This is a genomic window from Escherichia sp. WS33 (genome assembly GCF_046486385.1).
In the GTDB taxonomy this organism is placed as follows: domain Bacteria; phylum Pseudomonadota; class Gammaproteobacteria; order Enterobacterales; family Enterobacteriaceae; genus ECMA0423.
Map to the genome: position 1 here is coordinate 139,274 of NZ_JBJQLJ010000006.1, position 23,653 is coordinate 162,926.

At 51.3% G+C, this 23,653-nt stretch carries 21 protein-coding genes and 1 pseudogene; 12 read left to right on the forward strand and 10 right to left on the reverse strand.

Features of this window, described 5'->3' with window-relative positions:
* Positions 1–60: 60 nt before the first annotated feature.
* Positions 61–2,259: a Zn(II)/Cd(II)/Pb(II) translocating P-type ATPase ZntA gene (gene zntA / locus ACJHXA_RS07450; RefSeq protein WP_000106510.1), complete on the forward strand. Its 2,199-nt coding sequence runs from the start codon at positions 61–63 to the stop codon at positions 2,257–2,259.
* A 101-nt stretch (positions 2,260–2,360) separates the two neighbouring features.
* Here the strand turns inward: zntA and tusA are convergent, their stop codons facing one another.
* Positions 2,361–2,606 carry a sulfurtransferase TusA gene (gene tusA / locus ACJHXA_RS07455; RefSeq protein ID WP_000130621.1) on the reverse strand — a complete coding sequence of 82 codons (246 nt, stop codon included), beginning with the start codon at positions 2,604–2,606 and terminating at the stop codon, positions 2,361–2,363.
* A 220-nt stretch (positions 2,607–2,826) separates the two neighbouring features.
* Here tusA and ACJHXA_RS07460 point away from each other — a divergent pair, with 220 nt between their 5' ends.
* Positions 2,827–3,492, forward strand: a complete 666-nt coding sequence (locus ACJHXA_RS07460; protein ID WP_001100467.1) for a 7-cyano-7-deazaguanine/7-aminomethyl-7-deazaguanine transporter — start codon at positions 2,827–2,829, stop codon at positions 3,490–3,492.
* A 72-nt stretch (positions 3,493–3,564) separates the two neighbouring features.
* A complete protein-coding gene (gene dcrB, locus ACJHXA_RS07465; protein ID WP_001245295.1) occupies positions 3,565–4,122 on the forward strand; it encodes a phage sensitivity protein DcrB in 558 nt (185 codons plus the stop codon).
* A 3-nt stretch (positions 4,123–4,125) separates the two neighbouring features.
* Here the strand turns inward: dcrB and ACJHXA_RS07470 are convergent, their stop codons facing one another.
* Complete coding sequence (locus ACJHXA_RS07470) at positions 4,126–5,343, reverse strand: MFS transporter (protein WP_001367032.1); 1,218 nt, start codon at positions 5,341–5,343, stop codon at positions 4,126–4,128.
* Positions 5,344–5,474: 131 nt separating this feature from the next.
* On the opposite strand from ACJHXA_RS07470, the gene ACJHXA_RS07475 reads away from it, so the two are divergent.
* The 8 genes from ACJHXA_RS07475 (at position 5,475) to nikR (ending at position 12,599) form a co-directional block, all read left to right on the forward strand.
* Entirely contained in the window at positions 5,475–6,524 is a 1,050-nt protein-coding gene (locus ACJHXA_RS07475) for an AI-2E family transporter (protein ID WP_001307441.1), read from the forward strand.
* Positions 6,525–6,578: 54 nt separating this feature from the next.
* On the forward strand, positions 6,579–7,166 hold the full coding sequence (acpT, locus tag ACJHXA_RS07480; RefSeq protein ID WP_000285784.1) for a 4'-phosphopantetheinyl transferase AcpT: 588 nt from the start codon (positions 6,579–6,581) through the stop codon (positions 7,164–7,166).
* A gap of 110 nt (positions 7,167–7,276) precedes the next feature.
* The gene (nikA, locus tag ACJHXA_RS07485; RefSeq protein ID WP_000953356.1) at positions 7,277–8,851 is read left to right on the forward strand and encodes a nickel ABC transporter substrate-binding protein; all 1,575 of its coding nucleotides are present in this window, start codon (positions 7,277–7,279) and stop codon (positions 8,849–8,851) included.
* Positions 8,851–9,795 (forward strand): nickel ABC transporter permease subunit NikB, encoded by a 945-nt coding sequence (nikB, locus tag ACJHXA_RS07490; protein ID WP_000947068.1) that lies wholly within the window; start codon positions 8,851–8,853, stop codon positions 9,793–9,795. Before nikA ends, nikB begins: the two co-directional genes overlap by 1 nt.
* Positions 9,792–10,625 (forward strand): nickel ABC transporter permease subunit NikC, encoded by an 834-nt coding sequence (gene nikC / locus ACJHXA_RS07495; protein ID WP_001008963.1) that lies wholly within the window; start codon positions 9,792–9,794, stop codon positions 10,623–10,625. Before nikB ends, nikC begins: the two co-directional genes overlap by 4 nt.
* Entirely contained in the window at positions 10,625–11,389 is a 765-nt protein-coding gene (gene nikD / locus ACJHXA_RS07500; RefSeq protein WP_001136236.1) for a nickel import ATP-binding protein NikD, read from the forward strand. Before nikC ends, nikD begins: the two co-directional genes overlap by 1 nt.
* On the forward strand, positions 11,386–12,192 hold the full coding sequence (nikE, locus tag ACJHXA_RS07505; RefSeq protein WP_000173666.1) for a nickel import ATP-binding protein NikE: 807 nt from the start codon (positions 11,386–11,388) through the stop codon (positions 12,190–12,192). The genes nikD and nikE overlap by 4 nt, the downstream gene beginning before the upstream one ends.
* 5 nt (positions 12,193–12,197) lie before the next feature.
* Positions 12,198–12,599 (forward strand): nickel-responsive transcriptional regulator NikR, encoded by a 402-nt coding sequence (gene nikR, locus ACJHXA_RS07510; protein ID WP_001190062.1) that lies wholly within the window; start codon positions 12,198–12,200, stop codon positions 12,597–12,599.
* 119 nt (positions 12,600–12,718) lie between these two features.
* On the opposite strand, the gene ACJHXA_RS07515 is transcribed toward nikR, so the two are convergent.
* The 8 genes and pseudogenes from ACJHXA_RS07515 to ACJHXA_RS07550 all read right to left on the reverse strand — a co-directional run bounded on the left by ACJHXA_RS07515 (position 12,719) and on the right by ACJHXA_RS07550 (position 22,206).
* Positions 12,719–13,078: a type II toxin-antitoxin system HicB family antitoxin gene (locus tag ACJHXA_RS07515; RefSeq protein WP_000593555.1), complete on the reverse strand. Its 360-nt coding sequence runs from the start codon at positions 13,076–13,078 to the stop codon at positions 12,719–12,721.
* A complete protein-coding gene (locus ACJHXA_RS07520; RefSeq protein WP_042014162.1) occupies positions 13,075–13,305 on the reverse strand; it encodes a type II toxin-antitoxin system HicA family toxin in 231 nt (76 codons plus the stop codon). The genes ACJHXA_RS07515 and ACJHXA_RS07520 overlap by 4 nt, the downstream gene beginning before the upstream one ends.
* A gap of 103 nt (positions 13,306–13,408) precedes the next feature.
* The gene (locus tag ACJHXA_RS07525; RefSeq protein WP_001314210.1) at positions 13,409–14,533 is read right to left on the reverse strand and encodes an ABC transporter permease; all 1,125 of its coding nucleotides are present in this window, start codon (positions 14,531–14,533) and stop codon (positions 13,409–13,411) included.
* A complete protein-coding gene (gene rbbA / locus ACJHXA_RS07530; RefSeq protein ID WP_000149165.1) occupies positions 14,533–17,268 on the reverse strand; it encodes a ribosome-associated ATPase/putative transporter RbbA in 2,736 nt (911 codons plus the stop codon). The genes ACJHXA_RS07525 and rbbA overlap by 1 nt, the downstream gene beginning before the upstream one ends.
* The gene (locus ACJHXA_RS07535) at positions 17,265–18,332 is read right to left on the reverse strand and encodes an HlyD family secretion protein (protein ID WP_000361467.1); all 1,068 of its coding nucleotides are present in this window, start codon (positions 18,330–18,332) and stop codon (positions 17,265–17,267) included. Before ACJHXA_RS07535 ends, rbbA begins: the two co-directional genes overlap by 4 nt.
* Positions 18,333–18,394: 62 nt before the next feature.
* Positions 18,395–18,508 carry a protein YhiY gene (gene yhiY / locus ACJHXA_RS07540; protein ID WP_001296785.1) on the reverse strand — a complete coding sequence of 38 codons (114 nt, stop codon included), beginning with the start codon at positions 18,506–18,508 and terminating at the stop codon, positions 18,395–18,397.
* Positions 18,509–18,697: 189 nt separating this feature from the next.
* Positions 18,698–20,320, reverse strand: a complete 1,623-nt coding sequence (locus ACJHXA_RS07545; protein WP_001315886.1) for a DUF4049 domain-containing protein — start codon at positions 20,318–20,320, stop codon at positions 18,698–18,700.
* 261 nt (positions 20,321–20,581) lie between these two features.
* Positions 20,582–22,206 (reverse strand): annotated as a pseudogene (locus ACJHXA_RS07550) (DUF4049 domain-containing protein).
* Positions 22,207–22,589: 383 nt separating this feature from the next.
* On the opposite strand from ACJHXA_RS07550, the gene ACJHXA_RS07555 reads away from it, so the two are divergent.
* Positions 22,590–23,642 carry a DUF2776 domain-containing protein gene (locus ACJHXA_RS07555; protein WP_001028905.1) on the forward strand — a complete coding sequence of 351 codons (1,053 nt, stop codon included), beginning with the start codon at positions 22,590–22,592 and terminating at the stop codon, positions 23,640–23,642.
* Positions 23,643–23,653: the final 11 nt, after the last annotated feature.

Sequence of the window (23,653 nt, forward strand, 5' to 3'; positions counted from 1 at the left end):
TGGAGTCGACTCCAGAGTGTATCCTTCGGTTAATGAGAAAAAACTTAACCGGAGGATGCCATGTCGACTCCTGACAATCACGGCAAGAAAGCCCCTCAATTTGCTGCGTTCAAACCGCTAACTGCGGTACAGAACGCCAACGACTGTTGCTGCGACGGCGCATGTTCCAGCTCGCCAACGCTCTCTGAAAACGTCTCCGGCACCCGCTATAGCTGGAAAGTCAGCGGCATGGACTGCGCCGCCTGTGCGCGCAAGGTAGAAAATGCTGTGCGCCAGCTTGCAGGCGTGAATCAGGTGCAGGTGTTGTTCGCCACCGAAAAACTGGTGGTCGATGCCGACAATGACATTCGTGCACAAGTTGAATCTGCGGTGCAAAAAGCAGGCTATTCCCTGCGCGATGAACAGGCCGCCGAAGAACCGCAAGCATCACGCCTGAAAGAGAATCTGTCGCTGATTACGCTAATCGTGATGATGGCAATCAGCTGGGGTCTGGAGCAGTTCAATCATCCGTTCGGGCAACTGGCGTTTATCGCGACCACGCTGGTTGGGCTGTACCCGATTGCTCGTCAGGCATTACGGTTGATCAAATCCGGCAGCTACTTCGCCATTGAAACGTTAATGAGCGTAGCCGCTATTGGTGCGCTGTTTATTGGCGCAACGGCTGAAGCTGCGATGGTGTTGCTGCTGTTTTTGATTGGCGAACGACTGGAAGGCTGGGCCGCCAGCCGCGCACGTCAAGGGGTCAGCGCGTTAATGGCGCTGAAACCAGAAACCGCCACGCGCCTGCGTAACGGTGAGCGGGAAGAGGTGGCGATTAACAGCCTGCGCCCTGGCGATGTGATTGAAGTCGCCGCAGGTGGGCGTTTGCCTGCCGACGGTAAATTGCTCTCACCGTTTGCCAGTTTTGATGAAAGCGCCCTGACCGGAGAATCCATTCCGGTGGAGCGCGCGACGGGCGATAAAGTCCCTGCTGGAGCCACCAGCGTAGACCGTCTGGTAACGCTGGAAGTGCTGTCAGAACCGGGTGCCAGCGCCATTGACCGGATTCTGAAACTGATCGAAGAAGCCGAAGAGCGCCGCGCCCCCATTGAGCGGTTTATCGACCGTTTCAGCCGCATTTATACGCCAGCAATTATGGCCGTCGCCCTGCTGGTAACGCTGGTGCCGCCGCTGCTGTTTGCCGCCAGCTGGCAAGAGTGGATTTATAAAGGCCTGACGCTGCTGCTGATTGGCTGCCCGTGTGCGTTAGTTATCTCCACGCCCGCGGCGATTACCTCCGGGCTGGCAGCAGCGGCACGTCGTGGGGCGTTGATTAAAGGCGGAGCGGCGCTGGAACAGCTGGGTCGTGTTACTCAGGTGGCGTTTGATAAAACCGGTACGCTGACCGTCGGTAAACCGCGCGTTACCGCGATTCATCCGGCAACGGGTATTAGTGAATCTGAACTGCTGACACTGGCGGCGGCGGTCGAGCAAGGCGCGACGCATCCACTGGCGCAGGCCATCGTACGCGAAGCACAGGTTGCTGAACTCGCCATTCCCACCGCCGAATCACAGCGGGCGCTGGTCGGGTCTGGCATTGAAGCGCAGGTTAACGGTGAGCGCGTATTGATTTGCGCTGCCGGGAAACATCCCGCTGATGCATTTGCTGGTTTGATTAATGAACTGGAAAGCGCCGGGCAAACGGTTGTGCTGGTAGTACGTAATGATGACGTGCTGGGTATCATTGCATTGCAGGATACCCTGCGCGCCGACGCAGCAACTGCCATCAGTGAACTGAACGCGCTGGGGGTTAAAGGAGTGATCCTCACCGGCGATAATCCACGCGCAGCGGCGGCAATTGCCGGGGAGCTGGGGCTGGAGTTTAAAGCGGGCCTATTGCCGGAAGATAAAGTCAAAGCGGTGACCAAGCTGAATCAACATGCGCCCCTGGCGATGGTCGGTGATGGTATTAACGACGCGCCAGCGATGAAAGCTGCCGCCATTGGGATTGCAATGGGCAGTGGCACAGACGTGGCGCTGGAAACCGCCGACGCAGCATTAACCCATAACCACCTGCGCGGCCTGGTGCAAATGATTGAACTGGCACGCGCCACTCACGCCAATATCCGCCAGAACATCACTATTGCGCTGGGGCTGAAAGGGATCTTCCTCGTCACCACGCTGCTAGGGATGACCGGACTATGGCTGGCGGTGCTGGCAGATACCGGTGCGACCGTGCTGGTAACAGCGAATGCGTTAAGATTGTTGCGCAGGAGATAAGGCAAACCGATCGCAACATTGAGCGCGATCGGTCCCCTCGCTCCTCTGGGGAGAGGGTTAGGGTGAGGGGAAAAGGCGGCATCGAAGCCAATCTTTCCCCATCAACCGCCTTTACGAATCAAATAACGATAAGGCAGTCCATCCGTCTCTTTCGCAACCAGTTCGTGTTCCATAAAGGTACAAAACCCAGGAATATCGCGGGTCGTCGCCGGATCGTCGGCGATAATCAGTAAAGTTTCGCCAGGCTGCATATTGCGCACGGTTTTGCGCACCATCATCACCGGTTCCGGGCAGCGCAGGCCAAGCGCGTCGAGTGTGTGGTCAGGGCTGGAAAAGAGATCGGTCATTTTCTTCTCATCACTTAAAAAAACGGCGCTAGTTTACGCCCTGTGAGTCCGTAAGCAAACCAGGTTAACGATTGCGTGAAAATTAACCATTGCATTGTCAACGTAAAGCAGTATCATGCGGCGGCTCGAAAAAAGGGTAAGCACGTTATTATGTTAAGATAACAGACGTGTCGTACGTATTGGGTTCCCTCACCCCAATGGTTAATCAAAAAGGTACAATATGAACGTTTTCTCGCAAACTCAACGCTATAAGGCGTTGTTCTGGTTATCGTTATTTCATCTGCTGGTGATCACCTCCAGTAACTATCTGGTCCAGCTTCCGGTCTCCATTTTTGGTTTTCATACCACCTGGGGCGCGTTTAGTTTTCCGTTTATCTTTCTCGCGACCGACCTGACCGTGCGTATTTTTGGCGCACCGCTGGCCCGACGCATTATCTTCGCGGTAATGATCCCTGCGTTATTAATCTCCTATGTCATCTCGTCGCTGTTCTATATGGGTTCATGGCAGGGATTCGGCGCACTCGCCCACTTCAACCTGTTTGTCGCCCGTATCGCCACCGCCAGTTTCATGGCCTACGCGCTGGGGCAAATCCTCGACGTGCACGTTTTTAACCGCCTGCGTCAAAGTCGCCGCTGGTGGCTGGCACCGACAGCGTCCACACTGTTCGGTAACGTCAGTGACACGCTGGCCTTTTTCTTCATTGCCTTCTGGCGTAGCCCGGATGCCTTTATGGCTGAACACTGGATGGAAATCGCGCTGGTCGATTACTGTTTCAAAGTGTTAATCAGTATCGTTTTCTTCCTGCCAATGTATGGCGTATTACTCAATATGCTGTTGAAAAGACTGGCAGATAAATCCGAAATCAACGCTTTGCAGGCGAGTTAAAGGTTCGTTATCAGAGTTGTGATAAGATGGATGAATGAGCCGTTATGGCCGTTTATCGAAAGGAAGAAGTCAATGCGCAATCTGGTTAAATATGTCGGAATTGGCCTGCTGGTTATGGGGCTTGCGGCCTGTGATGATAAAGACACTAACGCTACGGCGCAGGGTTCGGTCGCGGAAAGTAACGCTACCGGGAATCCCGTCAACCTGCTTGATGGCAAGTTAAGTTTCTCGCTGCCAGCGGATATGACCGACCAGAGCGGTAAGCTGGGAACGCAGGCCAATAACATGCATGTCTGGTCCGACGCCACCGGGCAGAAAGCAGTCATCGTCATCATGGGCGATGATCCGAAAGAAGATCTGGCGGTGCTGGCGAAGCGTCTGGAAGATCAGCAACGTAGCCGCGATCCACAGCTGCAAGTGGTAACCAATAAAGCCATTGAGCTGAAAGGTCACAAAATGCAGCAGTTAGACAGTATTATCTCCGCGAAAGGCCAGACGGCGTACTCTTCCGTTATTCTGGGTAACGTGGGTAATCAACTGCTGACCATGCAAATTACGCTGCCCGCTGACGATCAGCAAAAAGCGCAGACCACCGCAGAAAACATCATTAATACGCTGGTTATTCAGTAAGTTTTAAGATGATGAGGCGGCCTCAGGGACGTGTTCCGGAGGCCGTTTTTTTAATCGCCACGTCAGTAATAACGCGATTGCGACCAGTCCCGCCGCCGCCAGATAAATCACCGGTACGCCCGCCCAGCTCATCACCAGCCCAGCCAGTGGTCCAGTCACGCCAAGCGATAAATCCATAAATACGGTGTAAGTTGCCAGCGCCGCCCCCTGATTTTGCTGCGGAACCGCTTTTACCGCCACTACACCCAATGCCGGGAACACCAGCGAAAACCCGGCCCCCGCCAGTAAGACGCCGATTTTCGCCATCCACGGCATAGTCGCCACGCCAACCAGTAGCAGGCCGATTATCTCAACGCTAAAGCAAATCATCGCTACGTTTAAGCCACCGATACGGTTAATGCCGTTAGGGAATAACAAACGCGTACCGACAAACGCACAGCTAAACAGCGTCAGCGCGAAAGCCGCACCGTCCCAACCTTTAGCGTCATAAAACAGCGTGATAAAGGTGGCGATGACGCCAAATCCGGCGGAAGCCAGTGCCAGCGCCATACCGTACAGCCAGACGCTCCCAAGCACCGCGCGAAACGGCAGCGGTTTGCCTTTACTGGCTTTTACCGTCGGACGCGGGATCGCCAACAAAATGGCCACCAGCGCCACGCCCATAATGATTAACGCTAACGCCTGCAAGCCGCCCCAGTGATAAAACACGACGCCTAACGGCGCACCCATCGCCATCGCCCCATAAGTGACAATGCCGTTCCACGAAATCACCCGCCCGATATGCAGCGAGCCAACCACGCCAACGCCCCACAGGGTCGATCCCGTTCCGGCAAAACTTTGCCCAATCCCAAGGATCACGCGTCCCTGGCAAAGTAATAACAGGCTGATGACGGGCAGACTGGCGGTTAATCCTGCCGTCAGATATCCCAGACCGCTCAAAAAGCAGCCGCATAAACCGAAGACGACAATCTTTTTGGGTCCCAGCAAATCGGCGTAACGTCCGGCATGAGGGCGGCTCAGCAAGGTGGCGAAGTATTGCAGGCTGATAACCAATCCTGCCCAAAAAGCGCTAAAGCCCATCACATCATGGACATAGCCCGGTAATACAGCGAGCGGCAACCCGATGGTGAGGTAGCTGGCGAAGTTAAACATGACAATGGAGACAATGCGCAAATTCAGGCGCAATCCGTTTAGCGCGGGTTCGGCTACGGGTTCGGGCATGAGGATCACCACATTTTTACAACAGTGTTTCATTTTTACCATGTGCTGACGTGAAAATCAGCAGTAAGAATCAGAATATTGCTGGCGTGACTCCCGCTACACTTAATACAAAAAGTCACAAGGAAGCCCCAATGGAAACCCCTCAACCCGATAAAACGGGCATGCACATTCTGCTCAAGCTGGCCTCGCTGGTAGTGATCCTCGCGGGCATTCACGCAGCGGCAGATATCATTGTGCAGCTGTTACTGGCGCTGTTTTTTGCCATCGTCCTCAACCCGCTCGTTACCTGGTTTATTCGACGGGGAGTAAAACGCCCCGTTGCCATTACGATTGTGGTGGTGGTGATGCTGATCACACTAACCGCGCTGGTCGGCGTACTGGCGGCATCGTTTAACGAATTTATCTCTATGCTGCCGAAGTTTAATAAGGAGCTGACGCGCAAACTTTTTAAATTGCAGGAGATGTTGCCTTTTCTTAATTTGCATATGTCGCCGGAGCGAATGCTGCAGCGGATGGACTCGGAAAAAGTGGTTACCTTCACCACAGCGCTAATGACCGGGCTTTCCGGGGCAATGGCGAGCGTGCTTTTGCTGGTGATGACCGTAGTTTTTATGCTGTTTGAAGTGCGCCACGTCCCTTACAAAATGCGTTTTGCGCTGAATAATCCACAGATTCACATCGCGGGATTACACCGCGCACTTAAAGGCGTTTCGCACTATCTTGCATTGAAGACGCTACTCAGTTTATGGACAGGTGTCATCGTCTGGCTGGGGCTGGAGCTGATGGGGGTACAGTTTGCGCTGATGTGGGCAGTACTGGCGTTTTTGCTTAACTACGTGCCCAATATCGGCGCGGTAATTTCCGCCGTACCGCCAATGATTCAGGTGCTGCTGTTTAATGGTATTTACGAATGTATTCTGGTCGGCGCATTGTTTTTAGTTGTCCATATGGTCATCGGCAATATTTTAGAGCCACGGATGATGGGCCATCGCCTGGGGATGTCCACCATGGTGGTATTTCTTTCATTGTTAATCTGGGGATGGCTGCTCGGCCCGGTAGGGATGCTACTTTCGGTGCCATTAACCAGCGTGTGTAAAATCTGGATGGAAACGACGAAAGGTGGCAGCAAACTGGCGATTTTACTGGGGCCGGGCAGACCGAAAAGTCGGTTACCGGGATGAGGCGACAAGTGATACGATACGCACTTTCATTTTCCATTAAACGTTGGCCCTGATATGTATCGGATAGTTCTGGGGAAAGTTTCGACCTTAAGCGCAGCTCCACTGCCACCGGGTTTACGCGAGCAAGCACCGCAAGGTCCACGACGCGAACGCTGGCTGGCGGGGCGTGCATTGCTTTCGCACACGCTTTCCCCGCTACCGGAGATCATCTATGGCGAACAAGGCAAACCTGCATTCGCGCCGGAAACGCCGCTATGGTTCAACTTAAGCCATAGCGGTGACGATATCGCTCTGCTGTTGAGTGATGAAGGCGAAGTCGGCTGCGATATCGAAGTGATTCGCCCGCGCGCCAACTGGCGCTGGCTGGCGAACGCCGTATTCAGCCTCGGGGAACACGCTGAGATGGACGCCGTGCATCCTGATCAGCAACTGGAAATGTTCTGGCGCATCTGGACGCGCAAAGAAGCCATCGTTAAACAGCGTGGCGGCAGCGCCTGGCAAATCGTCAGCGTAGACAGCACCTATCACTCCTCGCTGTCAGTCAGCCATTGTCAGCTTGAAAATTTAAGCCTGGCGATCTGCACCCCCACCCCCTTTACGCTCACCGCCGACAGTGTGCAATGGATCGATTCAGTTAACTGATCCGCCCACCCGACTGCCCATCTATTGATCCAGAACAGGTAATCAGTATGACGAATACTTAAAATCGTCATACTTATTTCCGCCACCTATTTTAATCCATTGGGGTTACCATGCTCTCCACACTCCGCCGCACTCTATTTGCGCTGCTGGCTTGTGCGTCTTTTATCGTCCATGCCGCTGCACCAGATGAAATCACCACCGCCTGGCCGGTGAATGTCGGGCCACTAAACCCGCACCTTTACACGCCTAACCAGATGTTCGCCCAGAGCATGGTTTATGAACCATTGGTGAAATATCAGGCAGACGGTTCGGTGATCCCGTGGCTGGCAAAAAGCTGGACTCATTCAGAAGATGGTAAAACCTGGACCTTCACCCTGCGTGATGACGTGAAATTCTCCAACGGTGAACCGTTCGATGCCGAGGCGGCGGCAGAAAACTTCCGCGCAGTGCTCGATAACCGTCAACGTCACGCCTGGCTGGAGCTGGCAAACCAGATTGTTGATGTTAAAGCACTCAGTAAAACAGAGCTGCAAATTACCCTGAAAAGCGCCTACTATCCTTTCCTGCAAGAACTGGCCCTGCCCCGTCCTTTCCGTTTTATCGCTCCCTCGCAGTTTAAAAACCATGAAACCATGAACGGAATTAAAGCGCCGATTGGCACCGGACCGTGGATTTTGCAGGAATCGAAACTGAATCAGTACGATGTCTTCGTCCGTAACGAAAACTACTGGGGCGAAAAGCCAGCGATTAAAAAGATCACCTTTAACGTCATCCCGGACCCGACTACCCGCGCGGTGGCGTTTGAAACTGGCGATATCGACCTGCTGTACGGAAACGAAGGGTTATTACCGCTCGATACCTTCGCCCGCTTTAGCCAGAATCCGGCTTACCACACCCAACTGTCACAGCCGATCGAAACCGTGATGCTGGCGCTCAATACCGCCAAAGCCCCCACCAACGAGCTGGCAGTACGTGAAGCTCTTAATTACGCGGTAAACAAAAAATCGCTGATTGATAACGCGTTATATGGCACCCAGCAGGTCGCCGACACCCTGTTTGCCCCTTCTGTGCCTTACGCTAATCTCGGCCTGAAACCGCGCCAGTACGATCCGCAGAAAGCGAAAGAGTTGCTGGAAAAAGCCGGTTGGACGCTGCCTGCGGGCAAAGACATCCGCGAGAAAAATGGTCAGCCGCTGCGCATTGAACTGTCGTTCATCGGCACCGATGCGTTAAGCAAATCGATGGCGGAAATCATTCAGGCTGATATGCGCCAGATTGGCGCAGATGTCTCGCTGATTGGCGAAGAAGAGAGCAGTATCTATGCTCGTCAGCGCGACGGTCGTTTTGGCATGATTTTCCACCGCACCTGGGGCGCGCCATACGATCCACACGCCTTCCTGAGTTCAATGCGCGTACCGTCGCACGCTGACTTCCAGGCACAGCAAGGATTAGCCGACAAGCCGCTGATTGATAAAGAGATCGGCGAAGTGCTGGCGACCCATGACGAAACGCAACGTCAGGCGCTGTATCGCGACATTCTGACCCGTCTGCATGACGAGGCGGTTTATCTGCCTATCAGCTACATCTCGATGATGGTGGTATCAAAACCGGAGCTGGGTAACATCCCCTACGCGCCGATCGCCACCGAAATTCCGTTCGAACAGATTAAACCGGTGAAACCTTAATGTTGCGTTACGTATTACGCCGCTTTCTGCTGCTGATCCCGATGGTGCTCGCCGCCTCGGTGATCATTTTTCTGATGCTGCGCCTCGGTACCGGCGACCCGGCGCTCGATTATTTGCGTCTGTCTAACCTGCCGCCGACGCCGGAGATGCTGGCCTCTACCCGCACCATGCTGGGACTGGATCAGCCGCTGTACGTCCAGTACGGCACCTGGTTGTGGAAGGCGCTGCATCTTGACTTTGGTATCTCATTCGCCAGCCAACGCCCGGTACTGGACGATATGCTGAACTTCCTGCCCGCCACGCTGGAACTTGCAGGTGCGGCGCTGGTATTAATTCTGCTCACTTCCGTACCGCTCGGTATCTGGGCGGCGCGCCACCGCGACCGTCTGCCGGATTTCGCCGTACGTTTCATCGCGTTTCTTGGCGTGTCGATGCCTAACTTCTGGCTGGCGTTTTTACTGGTGATGGCGTTTTCGGTGTATCTGCAATGGCTACCCGCGATGGGTTACGGCGGCTGGCAGCACATCATTTTGCCTGCGGTTTCCATTGCCTTTATGTCGCTGGCGATTAACGCGCGTTTACTGCGCGCCAGTATGCTGGACGTCGCCGGTCAGCGTCACGTCACCTGGGCGCGTCTGCGCGGCCTGAACGACAAACAGACCGAACGTCGCCACATCCTGCGCAATGCCTCGCTGCCGATGATCACCGCCGTGGGGATGCACATCGGCGAACTGATCGGCGGGACGATGATTATCGAAAACATCTTTGCCTGGCCGGGCGTCGGGCGCTATGCGGTGTCGGCGATTTTTAACCGTGACTATCCGGTGATCCAGTGCTTTACGCTGATGATGGTGGTGGTTTTTGTGGTCTGTAATTTGATTGTCGATTTGCTCAACGCCGCGCTGGACCCGCGCATTCGTCGTCATGAAGGAGCGCACGCGTGAACTTTTTCCTCTCTTCCCGCTGGTCGGTACGCCTGGCGCTGATCATTATCGCCCTGCTGGCGCTGATTGCGCTTACCAGCCAGTGGTGGCTGCCGTATGACCCTCAGGCTATTGATCTGCCGTCGCGCCTGCTTTCGCCGGATGCGCAGCACTGGCTGGGCACCGATCACTTAGGGCGTGATATTTTCTCGCGGCTGATGGCGGCGACCCGCGTGTCGCTCGGTTCGGTAATGGCCTGCCTGCTGCTGGTGCTGACATTAGGGCTGGTGATTGGCGGCAGCGCCGGACTGATTGGCGGACGCGTTGATCAGGCCACCATGCGCGTCGCCGATATGTTTATGACCTTCCCGACCTCGATTCTGTCGTTCTTTATGGTTGGCGTGCTCGGCACCGGGCTGACCAACGTAATTATCGCCATCGCCCTGTCGCACTGGGCGTGGTATGCACGCATGGTGCGCAGCCTGGTGATTTCACTACGCCAACGCGAGTTTGTGCTGGCGTCACGGCTTTCCGGTGCGGGCCATGTGCGGGTGTTTGTCGATCATCTGGCAGGCGCGGTGATCCCTTCGCTGCTGGTGCTGGCAACGCTGGATATCGGCCATATGATGCTGCACGTCGCGGGGATGTCTTTCCTTGGCCTCGGTGTGACCGCGCCGACCGCCGAATGGGGCGTGATGATTAACGACGCGCGCCAGTATATCTGGACCCAGCCGCTGCAAATGTTCTGGCCGGGGCTGGCGCTGTTTATCAGCGTGATGGCCTTTAACCTGGTGGGTGACGCACTGCGCGATCATCTGGATCCTCATCTGGTGACGGAGCACGCACACTAATGCCGCAACAGATTGAACTACGTAATATCGCGCTACAGGCCGCGCAGCCGCTGGTACACGGTGTATCGTTAACCCTGCAACGCGGGCGCGTGCTGGCGTTAGTCGGCGGTAGCGGCAGCGGGAAATCATTAACCTGCGCCGCGACGCTGGGCATTTTGCCCGCTGGCGTTCGCCAGACGGCGGGGGAAATTTTAGCCGATGGCAAACCGGTTTCGCCTTGCGCCCTGCGCGGCATCAAAATTGCCACCATCATGCAGAACCCGCGCAGCGCCTTTAATCCACTGCACACCATGCACACCCACGCGCGGGAAACCTGCCTGGCGTTAGGGAAACCCGCCGATGACGCTACGCTTACCGCTGCCATAGAAGCGGTGGGGCTGGAAAACGCCGCGCGCGTGCTGAAGCTGTACCCGTTCGAGATGAGCGGCGGCATGTTGCAGCGCATGATGATTGCGATGGCGGTGCTGTGTGAATCACCGTTTATCATCGCCGATGAACCGACCACCGACCTCGACGTGGTAGCACAGGCGCGCATCCTCGATCTGCTGGAAAGCATTATGCAAAAACAAGCGCCGGGAATGCTGCTGGTCACCCATGATATGGGCGTTGTGGCGCGTCTGGCGGATGACGTGGCGGTGATGTCACAAGGTAAAATTGTCGAACAGGGCGATGTAGAAACGCTGTTTAACGCCCCCAAACATACGGTGACGCGCAGCCTGGTTTCCGCTCATCTCGCCCTCTACGGTATGGAGCTGGCATCATGACCTTACTTAACGTCTGCGGCCTTTCCCATCACTATGCCCACGGTGGATTTAGCGGAAAACATCAACATCAGGCGGTGCTGAATAACGTTTCCCTGACCCTGAAAAGCGGCGAAACCGTCGCCCTGCTGGGACGCAGCGGCTGCGGAAAAAGCACCCTCGCGCGGCTGCTGGTAGGCTTAGAGTCTCCCTCACAAGGGAATATTAGCTGGCGCGGCGAACCGCTGGCGAAACTCAATCGCGCCCAGCGTAAAGCGTTCCGCCGCGATATTCAGATGGTATTTCAGGACTCCATCAGCGCCGTGAATCCGCGCAAAACCGTGCGCGAGATCCTGCGTGAACCGATGCGCCACCTGCTATCACTGAAAAAATCCGAACAACTGGCGCGCGCCAGCGAAATGCTGAAGGCGGTCGATCTCGATGACAGCGTTCTCGACAAACGCCCACCGCAGTTAAGCGGCGGCCAGCTCCAGCGCGTCTGCCTGGCTCGCGCGCTGGCGGTCGAACCGAAACTACTGATTCTGGATGAAGCCGTTTCTAACCTTGATCTCGTGTTACAGGCGGGCGTCATTCGCCTGCTGAAAAAGCTACAACAACAGTTTGGCACCGCCTGCCTGTTCATCACCCACGACTTACGCCTGGTGGAACGCTTCTGTCAGCGGGTGATGGTGATGGACAACGGACAAATCGTCGAAACCCAGGTGGTGGGAGATAAATTAACCTTTTCCTCTGACGCCGGACGTGTGCTACAAAACGCGGTATTACCCGCATTCCCCGTGCGCCGTCGCACCACAGAAAAGGTTTAACGCAAATGCAACGAGTCACCATCACGCTTGATGACGATTTACTGGAGACGCTGGACAGCCTGAGCCAGCGTCGTGGTTATAACAACCGTTCCGAAGCTATCCGCGATATTCTGCGTAGCGCCCTGGCCCAGGAGGCCACTCAGCAGCACGGCACGCAAGGTTTCGCGGTGCTCTCCTATGTGTATGAACACGAAAAACGCGACTTAGCCAGCCGCATTGTCTCCACCCAGCACCATCACCACGATCTCTCCGTCGCCACGCTGCATGTGCATATCAATCACGACGACTGTCTGGAAATCGCCGTGCTGAAAGGTGATATGGGCGACGTGCAGCATTTTGCCGATGACGTTATCGCCCAGCGCGGCGTGCGGCACGGGCATTTGCAGTGCTTGCCGAAGGAAGATTGAGTTATTTCTGAAACGAGGAAAGAAAAGATATTAACTGAACTTAATTTATAAAATTAAGTTCAGTTGCATAGATAGATCCTGTAAAGGCAGATATTCTGCGTAATGTACGCCGCTAAAATTTATAAATGATTCAAACGCTCATTCAGTGTTTCAATAATATAGGTATTAACAGAGACTTGTTGCTGCGCAGCCGCATTATTAAGGCGTTCACTCAGCGATTCTGGATAGCGTAACGTAAAGGTCTTAATCTTTTCTGTACGCGCATACGGCTCAATACCCGCAGCTTTACAATCCTCAAGATACTCTCGCAGGGAAAGTTCCCCTTCTTTTTGCAGCCCCTGAATGCTGTCAGAGACAAAATCACAATAACCTGACAAGCCCAGGAATTTGCCACGAAATGCATTCAGTTCTGGCACGTAAGTGATAACAGCAGGTTGCCCGGCAATCTCCATAGAGTTTGGCGTCTTCAGTTTGATCATGGTTTTACCCCTATACTTAGTAACCAGTCACGCACGCTTTCTACAGCGCCTTTATCGGTATCTGGCGACGGATGAGGCCGATGGAAACACGCAACGCTCATATTTAGTATGAACTTACAGCGCGACCCCCTACCTTCCTTAATTTCTCCGCCTAACGCTTTAACCAGAGATTCTATATCAGTCCATTTGATTCCTTGAGGTAAAGGTGATTTAAATAGCTGATCCAGTGTGTTTTTTTGTTTCTTTCGTAAAGCCTGTACCTGTGTTTACATGACATTCCCTTATGACTTCACTTTATGACATCACAGTATGAAGTCAAGTTTCCCTTCCTTACGCCATTGTCCCAATCGTCTTCCTGAATCGCAGCAGCGCGATGGTGAAAAACGCGCCGCCAATTGCCATCAGCGTCAGGAACTGCGGCCAGACGATTTCGAATCCGGCACCCCGGTAGAGAATGGCCTGCGCGAGGCTAACAAAGTGTGTCGTCGGCATGGTCAGCATAATGTCCTGCACCATCTGCGGCATACTTTCGCGCGGCGTGGATCCACCGGAAAGCATTTGCAGCGGCAGCAGCACCAGAATCACCAGCAGCCCCAGTTGCGGCATTGAACGCGCTATCGTCCCCATAAAAATGCCGATTGACGTGGTGGCAAACAGACTGAGCGCCACGCCCAGCATAAACAGCGGGATCGAGCCTTCAATCGGTACACCCAGCACGCCTTTCACCATCAGCACCAGTGATAATCCCGACACCACCAGCACCACCAGCCCCATCGACCAGACCTTTGCCATCATGATCTCAAACGGCGTTATCGGCATCACCAACAAGTGTTCCACCGTGCCGTGTTCACGCTCGCGGATCAGCGCCGATCCGGTCAATACAATCGCCAGCATGGTAATGTTGTTGATGATTGCCATCACCCCGCCAAACCACGCGGGATCAAGGTTCGGGTTAAAGCGCATCCGGGTTTCCAGCGATACCAACGGTTCGCTGTTATCACGGTAGCGCGCGACAAAGCTGTTCACTTCACCGTTGATAATATTCTGGATATACCCATTGCCGGTAAATGCCTGGCTCATGCGCGTGGCATCGACGTTCACCTGAATATCCGGCTGGCGTCCGGCGAGGACATCACGCTGAAAATTAGGCGGAATATTTATCGCAAAGGTATAACGTCCGGCGTCCAGTCCGGCATCCATCTCATCGGCGGTGATCATCTCCGGTGGCAAAAACCACGGGCGATAGAAGCTGTTAACGATCCGGTTCGATAACTGCGATTGATCCATATCGGCAATGGCGATCGGCGCGAGGTTCAACGATCCTGGCGTAACGGTCGCTGACGAATACACCGACACCGTAAACGAGAAGACAATCAGCGTCAGCATCGCTTTATCACCGAGCAGACTGCGCAACTCTTTGATACCCAGATTAAAAATATTGCGTAAATGGCGCATCATCCCTCCTGTTTTTTCAGCAGCAGGATACTTAAGCCCATCACCAGCGGGATGGCTATCAGCAACGGGATAAAAAGTTGCCACAAATCAGTCAGATCCAGCGCTTTCGAGAACGTTCCGCGGGCGATAGTCAGAAAATGACTGGTCGGGTAAACCTCGCCGATCCAACGTCCAGGCCCTTCCAGCGAAGCTACCGGATCGATCATCCCGGAAAACTGTGTCGCCGGGATCAACGTGATAATCGCCGTTCCGAAAATGGCGGCAATCTGGCTTTTCATAAAGGTGGAGATCAGCAGCCCCATTCCGGTGGCAATGATGATATACAGCAGCGCCGCCAGGGTGAGCGTCAGGAAACTGCCTTTATGCGGTACGCCAAACACAAACACCGACAGGCCGCAGAGCAGGAAAAAGTTCAGCATCCCCAGCGCGATGTATGGCAACTGTTTACCAAGCAAAAATTCACTACGCGTGGTGGGGGTCACGTAAAGGTTGATAATCGACCCAAGCTCTTTTTCCCGCACCACGCTAAGGGCGCTTAGCATTGACGGGATCATCATCAGCAGAAGCGGGATCACCGCCGGAACAATCGCTGGCAGGCTTTTTACGTCCGGGTTATAGCGATAGCGCGTCTCAATATTCATCAGCCCGCTTTGGCTGGCGGGTGTGGATTGTCGGCTCGCCACATCCTGTAGCCAGCTCTGGTGCATTGCCTGCACGTAACCTTTTACCGTTTCGGCACGGCTCGGCATCGCTCCGTCGATCCAGACGCCGAGTTCCACAGGCGTACCACGCGCGATATCGCGCCCGAAATTGGGAGGGATCTCAATTGCCACCGTTATATCGCCCGCACGCATCCGACGATCAAGCTCGTCATAACTGGTGAGCGGCGGCTGTTCGATAAAGTAACGGGAACCGGAGAGATTGAGCGTCCACGCCTGGCTACTGACGGTCTGGTCGCGGTCGAGCACCGCAAAGCGCAGGTTTTCCACATCCATACTGATGCCGTAACCCATTATCAGCATCAGGATCACTGTTCCCATCAGCGCCAGCGTCGAACGTACCGGATCGCGTCGCAGTTCCAGTGCTTCGCGGCGGCTGTAGCTAAACAGACGGCGCAGGCTAAATCCCTGACGCGGCGCGTGGGTGGTGTCGTGTATCACGGGCGGCGCTTCGGCTTCGTTGCTCTGTCCTGCCGCTTCCTGCAAATAGGCGATAAATGCCTCTTCCAGACTGGCGGCTCCGCGTTTCTCAACCAGTTCCTGCGGTGTACCGCTGGCAAGCACTTTTCCGGCGTGCATCAGTGAGATGCGGTCGCAACGTTCCGCTTCGTTCATGAAGTGGGTGGAGATGAAGATAGTCACTTTGTCCTGGCGCGAGAGATCGACCATCAACTGCCAGAACATATCCCTCGCCACCGGATCGACACCAGAAGTAGGCTCATCGAGGATTAACATCTCCGGGCGATGAATCACCGCCACCGCCAGCGAAAGCCGCTGGCGAATGCCGAGCGGCAATGACTCCGGCAGAATATCTTCAACGTCGTTGAGCTTAAAACGCTCGCTCATTTCAGCCACTCTTGCGGGAATTTCCGCTTCCGGGATGTGAAACAAACGGGCATGTAACTCAAGGTTTTGCCGCACGGTGAGTTCGTTATAGAGCGAAAACGCCTGCGACATATAGCCCACCCGACGGCGGGTATCGATATCTTTTGGATCAACCGGTTGCCCGAACAGCCACGCCTCACCTTCGCTGGCGGGCAGCAGTCCGGTGAGCATTTTCATGGTGGTGGATTTACCGCAGCCGTTCGAACCAAGGAATCCAAAAATCTCCCCGCGTGGAATGCGGAAATTAACGTGATCAACGGCAACGAAGGAACCAAAACGCATGGTCAGATCGCGCGCTTCGATGGCAATCTCTGCGTTTTCAGGTTGATACGGTGGGATCACTACCGCCTGATGCGCCTGGCGTTGCGCTTGCGGTAACAGATTTATAAATGCTTCTTCCAGCGTAGCGCTTTGCGTTTGCTGCCGTAGCTCTTCGGCGCTGCCAGTTGCCAGCACTTCTCCGGCATTCATCGCTACCAGCCAGTCGAAGCGTTCGGCCTCTTCCATATAGGCGGTGGCGACCAGCACGCTCATATTGCTCTGCCGCTGACGAATACTGTCGATCAGATCCCAGAACTGGGCGCGGGAGAGCGGGTCAACCCCCGTTGTTGGCTCATCAAGGATCAACAGTTCCGGGTCGTGGATTAACGCGCAGCACAGCCCAAGTTTTTGCTTCATCCCGCCGGAGAGTTTCCCTGCCGGACGATCGCGAAACGGTGCTAACCCCGTGCTGGTCAGCAGCTCATTAATTCGCACTTCCCGCTCCGCTTTGTCGTGACCGAACAGGCGAGCGAAAAAATCGACGTTTTCATACACCGACAAGGTGTGGTAGAGGTTTTTGCCCAGCCCCTGCGGCATCCAGGCGATGCGCGGGCAGACGTCGCGGCGATGCCTCGGGTCGCGCATATCGCCGCCCAGCACCATCACATTGCCCTGCTCAATGACGCGGGCACCGGAAATCAACGACAATAAGCTCGACTTCCCGACGCCATCCGGACCAATCAGCCCGACCATACAGCGGGCCGGAATATCGAGAGTAATATTGTTCAGCGCAACGGTTTTTCCATAATGCTGGCTCACGCCCGCCAGTTGCGCGACAGGCGGGACGGGAACCAGTTCCAGATGCGTCATTGCGGCAACCTCACCACGAGGTCGTCAGGCCACGGAAGTTCTTCATTCACCCGCACCCACGCTACGCCCGGTAAACCGGTTTTGACATATTCCAGATGCTGCTGGAGTAATTCCGGTGGGATACGCGCTTTGACGCGGAACATCAGTTTCAGCCGTTCATCGCTGGTTTCGACGGTTTTTGGCGTGAACTGGGCGACACTGGCGACAAAACTGATGGTCGCCGGAATACGCAGATCTGGCGCGGCATCGAGGATCAGCCGGGCTTCACCACCCAGTTTCAGCGTGCCCGCCTGTTCGGTTGGCAGGAAGAAGGTCATATAGACGTCGCTGAGATCGACCATATTCAGCACCCGACCGCCTGCCGCCAGCACTTCCCCTGGCTCGGCAACCCGATACTGCACGCGTCCGTCACGCGGGGCTTTCAGTTCGCTGTCATCGATATCTGCGGCAATGCGCCGTTCAGTGGCTTGTGCCGCTTCGACGCGGGTTTGCGCCTGAATGATATTGGTACGTGCCGCCTCTATAGCGGCTTTAGAAGCAGAAACCTGAGCTTTTGCCGATTCCAGCGCAGCTCGGGCGCTCTCAGCGGCGGCGCGGTCGTCATCCAGCTGTTGCGCAGAAATAGCCCCTCGTTGGGCCAGTGAACGGGAACGCATATGACGTTTTGCTACGGAGTCCAGTTCTGCCTGGCGTTGATTAACCAGCGACTGCGCGGCGCGAGTTTCGCTTTGTCGTTGCTCCAGCAAAGCCTGCGCGGCGGCAACGGCGCTTTGTGCCTCTTTGATTTGCGCGATGGCTTCCAGTCGCTGTTCCTGCAACACGCGAGTATCCATCTTCGCCAGCACTTCACCTTCGCGAACAAACTGGCCTTCTTTCACCAGAATGGTGTCGATACGCCCGGCAATTTTGCTGGCGATATCCACTTCCGTCGCTTCAATGCGCCCATTGCTGACAGCAAAGCCTTCCGGCACACCCGCCGGGCGCAACAGCCACCACGCCACGACGGCAGCCACCGCCAGTGCCCCGACAACCCACCACGCCAGATGGCGCTTACTCTTATCCATAATCGGCCCGCCATAATCCCTGTAAGCAAACGACGCGTGTTACAACTGCCGCCGAACGACGTTCAGCGGATTCTTCCATCCGGGATAAGAAGGAAACGACAAATACGACCAGCGCGCAGAGCATTGAGCGCCAACGGGGAAGGCTTAGTGAAAACGGGTAGTAATGTTGTCATCATCAGCATTCCTGGCCGTAAATGAAACACGCATACTCATAAGTGTGATCTATAAAACTGGCTGACAAAACGGTATCCATCCTGTTGGATCGCGTTTCACGCCTGTTCAGTTGCAGGAACAGAGCATTCCTTTTTACGTTTTATCAACAGTCTCAACCAGATAGTAACATTAATATTCATGTTGTCTATGGTTCAGAGCTGTAACATTGTGCGCCTTCTAATCAAAGGCATAAGTCCATTTCTGTTTTTTTCATGCTGGTAAGACTTCCAGGGAGTGGTTATCTCAGGCCCTGCACCAGGGTTAATTTGGCAATTATGCATGCTGAACATTCTTCCAGCATGTTTACTGTCACGGGCGTTAAGACCTAAAACTGTCCCCGTTTCACCTATACATTCTCTTCCACCATTACCGTTATGTGCAACAACTTGATTTATACCTAACATTTGTGAGCATGCTAATAGTGCTTCAAGTTTAGGTCTGTAATCTGTCGAAACAGAAAAATAACGATTAAAGGATCGACAAGAGATAGCCCGGCTATTTTTAAACTTTTTGCCATTAATTACAGCATGGTGCTTTTTATTGATAATTGCCGCTAATTCGACCGGTTCGAGAGCATTGGTCATTTCATCACTAGAGACTGTTATCGGTCCTATAATGTAACGTTTTCGCTGATCATCAAAAGTTATCCCATGATGATTTGCCATTATTTTGTATTTGGGGCCATAGAAACATACAGGATAATCTTTTATCCCAGCGTAGGTATCCTCATCAAGTGGTTTCATGCGCGTGAAGTTCTGCATATAGTTACCATTGCAATTCGTTTCATGATTTCCAGCTAATACATGAACATTTTCATTGATACTCATTATGCGTTTTAACAAATCGATGATAAATTGATCGCCACAGATATTACTAAATCGATCGCCGGTTTGGTCGCCAAGAAACGTACATGGCGTCACAGCGTCTTTATTAATAACTAAATAAGGCTGAAGACTTTCTAAAACTATATCTCTTCTGTTCAGAATACTGATTATTGTATTAACATTAGTGTCAAGTTGCTCATTAAAGTTCTCCCTTAGCAATACGTTGAGAACTTCATCTTCTATATTAAGCAACTGGCTAAGGAAATTTTCTCCTTCAGCCATGATTCTCAAATGTCCCGTTGCAAAAAGCGCGTACAAAACTGCACCGACTGAGCCATCGGTATCGCCAAAATAGGTTGGTCTGGTACTTGTGGGATCAACAGGTGAACAATTGGAGAAATAGGTTCTGTCAGCGAACTGGGGGTTTATCATTGTTTCGAATTTAATATCAGATACATTGAATTGCGATATTTTCCAGTCCCAGACGGGTTTGTACGACTCAGTAACTGCAACATCATTAGCATCATCATTTACTGTCATATTATTAAGTAAATAAACAATGCTGCACCAATTAATATCGGTATTATCAAGATAGCAGCCGTAATTTTTACTATTAATTGTCACAATAAACTGATAATTATTATCCCTACGTAGAATATGAGCGCGCATGTCCGATAGCATACTATATTTTTCTGAATGATTCGTTTGTATGGTAAATGATATTTTGTCATCTCGAATAGATTGTTGGAAACGTTCTATTTGCCAATCATCAATTTTTTCCACAACTTCACCGAGCATTGTCCTGGCAATACTTGATATATCATCACCTATACCATTTGCAATATACCCAAACAGTTCTTTAGTGAAGTTAGTAACATGCTCTTGCACCATATCATTTGTTGCGATTGTCGTTGTACTGTCGTTAGTGCCTGCCACAGTTCCAATTTTCATCTTTTACCTCATATAATTCACCGCGAGGAATGCATAGTTAACATTTAATCTTATGACATACACCTCATGTTCGATGGAAAAATAATTATATTTTGCACAAATCATTCAGCCTTAAAGCATAATATGAAATTTCTTATCTCATAGCAGAGAAAGTCCCTAAAGATTGTAAAGGCGTCATCAGAACATGCCTCTACAATCGATTAAGAAAACCTATGAAATACTGGCAGGATTAAAAAGACATACCACCGTATTCATGGAGTTTTAATGAGATTGAAAACAACTAAGCCCTGAGGAATAAATTATTTTATTATTTTTATCACGTGCTTCCTTCAGGGAATTTAGCCCCATAATACCATTATCAAATTGTTGATTCTGATCTACCCCGACCCCATGATGCCCATATTTTTGTCTAATGTATTTGCTGGGGTCTTCACCTTTGAGTGTCTCCCCATATATGAAGATACGTTTACGTGCTGGTCTGAAATCAGTAGTGTTATCAAAATAATTAGCATATACAGGTGTGGGTTTCAAAGTATTGCTTCGGATTAGATGGAACAGAGGATCATCCATGTGTTCTTTATGTTTTTTATTAAAAATATTGGCTAATTCCTCAGGATCAGTAGGATTTTTCATCTGATTAAATGGAACCTGCAAAGCACCGAGACAATAACATTTTTTTCTTCATCTCTTATTATTCCGTGATGACTGGTTAAAACTTTCCTTTCTGAGTCATAATTACAAACATCGAGCGTTTTAATTAAGTTATACGTATCACCGGAAGAGAGTTTATGATTTGCTAGTCGTGCACTATAGTTACCATTAAAATTGATTTCATGATTTCCAGCCAGAACGACGACATTTTTATTTATACGACTATCTTTATTACCCTCCATATTTCGCATAGAATTTAGCAAAGTAAGGATATATTTATCACCAAAAATAGTACTGAATCTATCGCCTGTATGATCCCCAAGGAAGATACAAGGGGTAATCGCATCGCCTTTTAAAAAAACATGTTGATGCAACTCATTCAATATCATGTCTCTCGTATTTAATAAATTGTAGAGCAATTTATTATTTTTATGTATGTATGCAGATGAAGCCATGTTTTCGTGTTTTAATAATTCACATAATAAACTCCAACCCTTTTCCCTGATGCCTATATGCCCTGAAACGAGCAATGCATAAAGTACAGCGCCTACTCTTCCATCTGTATCGCCAAAATAAGCCGTGTTGGCATTTTGTGGGTTAATCACACCACATTGTTTATAAAAGTCTATTTTAGAAAACACAGATTTAACATAGCTATCAAACTTATCCTTAGGAAACGTCTCTTTAGAGACATCCCAACGCCAGTCAGCTTTAAAATTACCGCTAAGAAGAGTAAAGAAATTTTCAGGTATGATAGAAAGCCCATTAACTTTATAAGTTATGTCTGATTTATAAATTATGTCTGATTTATCTCCGGAGAAATTAATAAAATAATAACCATCCTTACACTCAATCTTAACTGTAATGGGAGACGATAATTTTATCACATGGTTATTGTCTGGTATAATTGTAAAGATAAACGTGTTAGTAGTATTATCGGCGAAACTATTATATTCTTGAATATCTATAGATGGCTCACTATTGTAAAACCATATTTTCTCCATCTGAAGACTATGTTCATTTACCCTCCAGTGACCATGTTGCAGGAAATAGATGATATTCAGGCCTAAATCGTTATCTATTTGCGAAAAGTCATTCAGCATATTAACTTCAACTGTGTTTGATCGATATTTTTTATCAACCTTGCCATGGTGTTGATGACTGTTAACTTTATCTGAATGCTTATCTTGATGGTTTGAAGAGAAGTGCTTAAATATATTGTGAAATACTTTCATAAATAACCTGTAATATTTTTACTTGTTAGTAACAAAATAAACAATACATGTCTGAAAGACATATTTACGATGATACAAAGCAATAATACTTATATGTTCGATGATTTTAAGCACCGAGACTATCCGGTCTTTTACTAAATAATGGAAAACAATCCATCCCTGGAAGATAATTGTAAAAAAAACAACAGAATAAGAATTAATCTTAGGATAAATATTTATTTATCATGGCCTTTTAACCGGTAAAAAATGGCACTCGGCACAGTAAACCCCGCTATAGTTATGCTATGCATTTGTCTTTAATGATATCTCGTCGTTATATTAACAGGCTGAAATTATCATTAATGCACATTTCATTATTAGCAGGGATACCTGAGGAGTTTAAAGTGAACATATATATCGGGTGGCTTTTCAAATTAATCCCTTTGATTATGGGATTAATTTGCATCGCGTTAGGTGGCTTTGTGCTGGAAAGTTCAGGGCAAAGCGAGTATTTCGTCGCGGGTCATGTGCTGATTTCTCTGGCGGCCATATGCCTGGCATTATTCACTACCGCATTTATTATCATTTCGCAGCTCACGCGCGGCGTTAATACGTTTTACAATACATTGTTCCCCATTATTGGCTATGCGGGGTCAATTATCACCATGATATGGGGTTGGGCACTGTTAGCAGGCAATGATGTGATGGCAGACGAGTTTGTCGCCGGCCATGTTATTTTCGGCGTTGGTATGATTGCCGCCTGTGTATCGACGGTGGCAGCGTCATCCGGTCACTTTCTGCTCATTCCCAAAAATGCAGCGGGGAGCAAGAGCGATGGAACGCCGGTACAGGCTTATTCTTCATTAATCGGTAATTGCCTCATTGCCGTTCCCGTTTTACTCACCCTGCTCGGTTTCATTTGGTCTATTACGCTGTTACGTAGTGCTGACATAACTCCGCATTATGTCGCGGGTCACGTATTGCTTGGGTTAACCGCAATCTGTGCCTGTCTAATTGGCCTTGTTGCCACAATTGTCCATCAAACACGTAATACGTTTTCAACTAAAGAACACTGGCTGTGGTGTTATTGGGTTATTTTTCTCGGCTCAATCACGGTACTGCAGGGGATATACGTCTTAGTCAGTTCCGATGCAAGCGCCCGACTGGCTCCCGGCATTATTCTTATTTGCCTCGGAATGATCTGTTACAGCATATTCTCAAAAGTCTGGCTACTGGCACTGGTATGGAGACGTACCTGTTCGTTAGCCAACAGAATACCGATGATTCCCGTCTTCACCTGCCTGTTTTGCCTTTTCCTGGCATCGTTTCTTGCGGAAATGGCGCAGACCGACATGGGATATTTTATTCCTTCGCGGGTTTTGGTCGGTTTAGGAGCGGTATGCTTTACGTTGTTCTCAATCGTTTCAATATTAGAAGCAGGTTCTGCTAAAAAATAATTGCAACGTAC

Excerpts from the sequence above, each read along its gene's own strand:
- ACJHXA_RS07460 (WP_001100467.1), top strand. The coding sequence starts at position 2,827 with ATGAACGTTTTCTCGCAAACTCAACGCTATAAGGCGTTGTTCTGGTTA.
- nikA (WP_000953356.1), top strand. The coding sequence starts at position 7,277 with ATGCTCTCCACACTCCGCCGCACTCTATTTGCGCTGCTGGCTTGTGCG.
- ACJHXA_RS07525 (WP_001314210.1), bottom strand. The coding sequence starts at position 14,533 with ATGCGCCATTTACGCAATATTTTTAATCTGGGTATCAAAGAGTTGCGC.
- yhiY (WP_001296785.1), bottom strand. The coding sequence starts at position 18,508 with ATGATGACAACATTACTACCCGTTTTCACTAAGCCTTCCCCGTTGGCG.
- zntA (WP_000106510.1), top strand. The coding sequence starts at position 61 with ATGTCGACTCCTGACAATCACGGCAAGAAAGCCCCTCAATTTGCTGCG.
- rbbA (WP_000149165.1), bottom strand. The coding sequence starts at position 17,268 with ATGACGCATCTGGAACTGGTTCCCGTCCCGCCTGTCGCGCAACTGGCG.
- ACJHXA_RS07545 (WP_001315886.1), bottom strand. The coding sequence starts at position 20,320 with ATGAAAATTGGAACTGTGGCAGGCACTAACGACAGTACAACGACAATC.
- nikD (WP_001136236.1), top strand. The coding sequence starts at position 10,625 with ATGCCGCAACAGATTGAACTACGTAATATCGCGCTACAGGCCGCGCAG.
- ACJHXA_RS07475 (WP_001307441.1), top strand. The coding sequence starts at position 5,475 with ATGGAAACCCCTCAACCCGATAAAACGGGCATGCACATTCTGCTCAAG.
- acpT (WP_000285784.1), top strand. The coding sequence starts at position 6,579 with ATGTATCGGATAGTTCTGGGGAAAGTTTCGACCTTAAGCGCAGCTCCA.
- ACJHXA_RS07515 (WP_000593555.1), bottom strand. The coding sequence starts at position 13,078 with ATGATCAAACTGAAGACGCCAAACTCTATGGAGATTGCCGGGCAACCT.
- tusA (WP_000130621.1), bottom strand. The coding sequence starts at position 2,606 with ATGACCGATCTCTTTTCCAGCCCTGACCACACACTCGACGCGCTTGGC.
- nikE (WP_000173666.1), top strand. The coding sequence starts at position 11,386 with ATGACCTTACTTAACGTCTGCGGCCTTTCCCATCACTATGCCCACGGT.
- nikR (WP_001190062.1), top strand. The coding sequence starts at position 12,198 with ATGCAACGAGTCACCATCACGCTTGATGACGATTTACTGGAGACGCTG.
- dcrB (WP_001245295.1), top strand. The coding sequence starts at position 3,565 with ATGCGCAATCTGGTTAAATATGTCGGAATTGGCCTGCTGGTTATGGGG.
- ACJHXA_RS07470 (WP_001367032.1), bottom strand. The coding sequence starts at position 5,343 with ATGCCCGAACCCGTAGCCGAACCCGCGCTAAACGGATTGCGCCTGAAT.
- nikB (WP_000947068.1), top strand. The coding sequence starts at position 8,851 with ATGTTGCGTTACGTATTACGCCGCTTTCTGCTGCTGATCCCGATGGTG.
- ACJHXA_RS07535 (WP_000361467.1), bottom strand. The coding sequence starts at position 18,332 with ATGGATAAGAGTAAGCGCCATCTGGCGTGGTGGGTTGTCGGGGCACTG.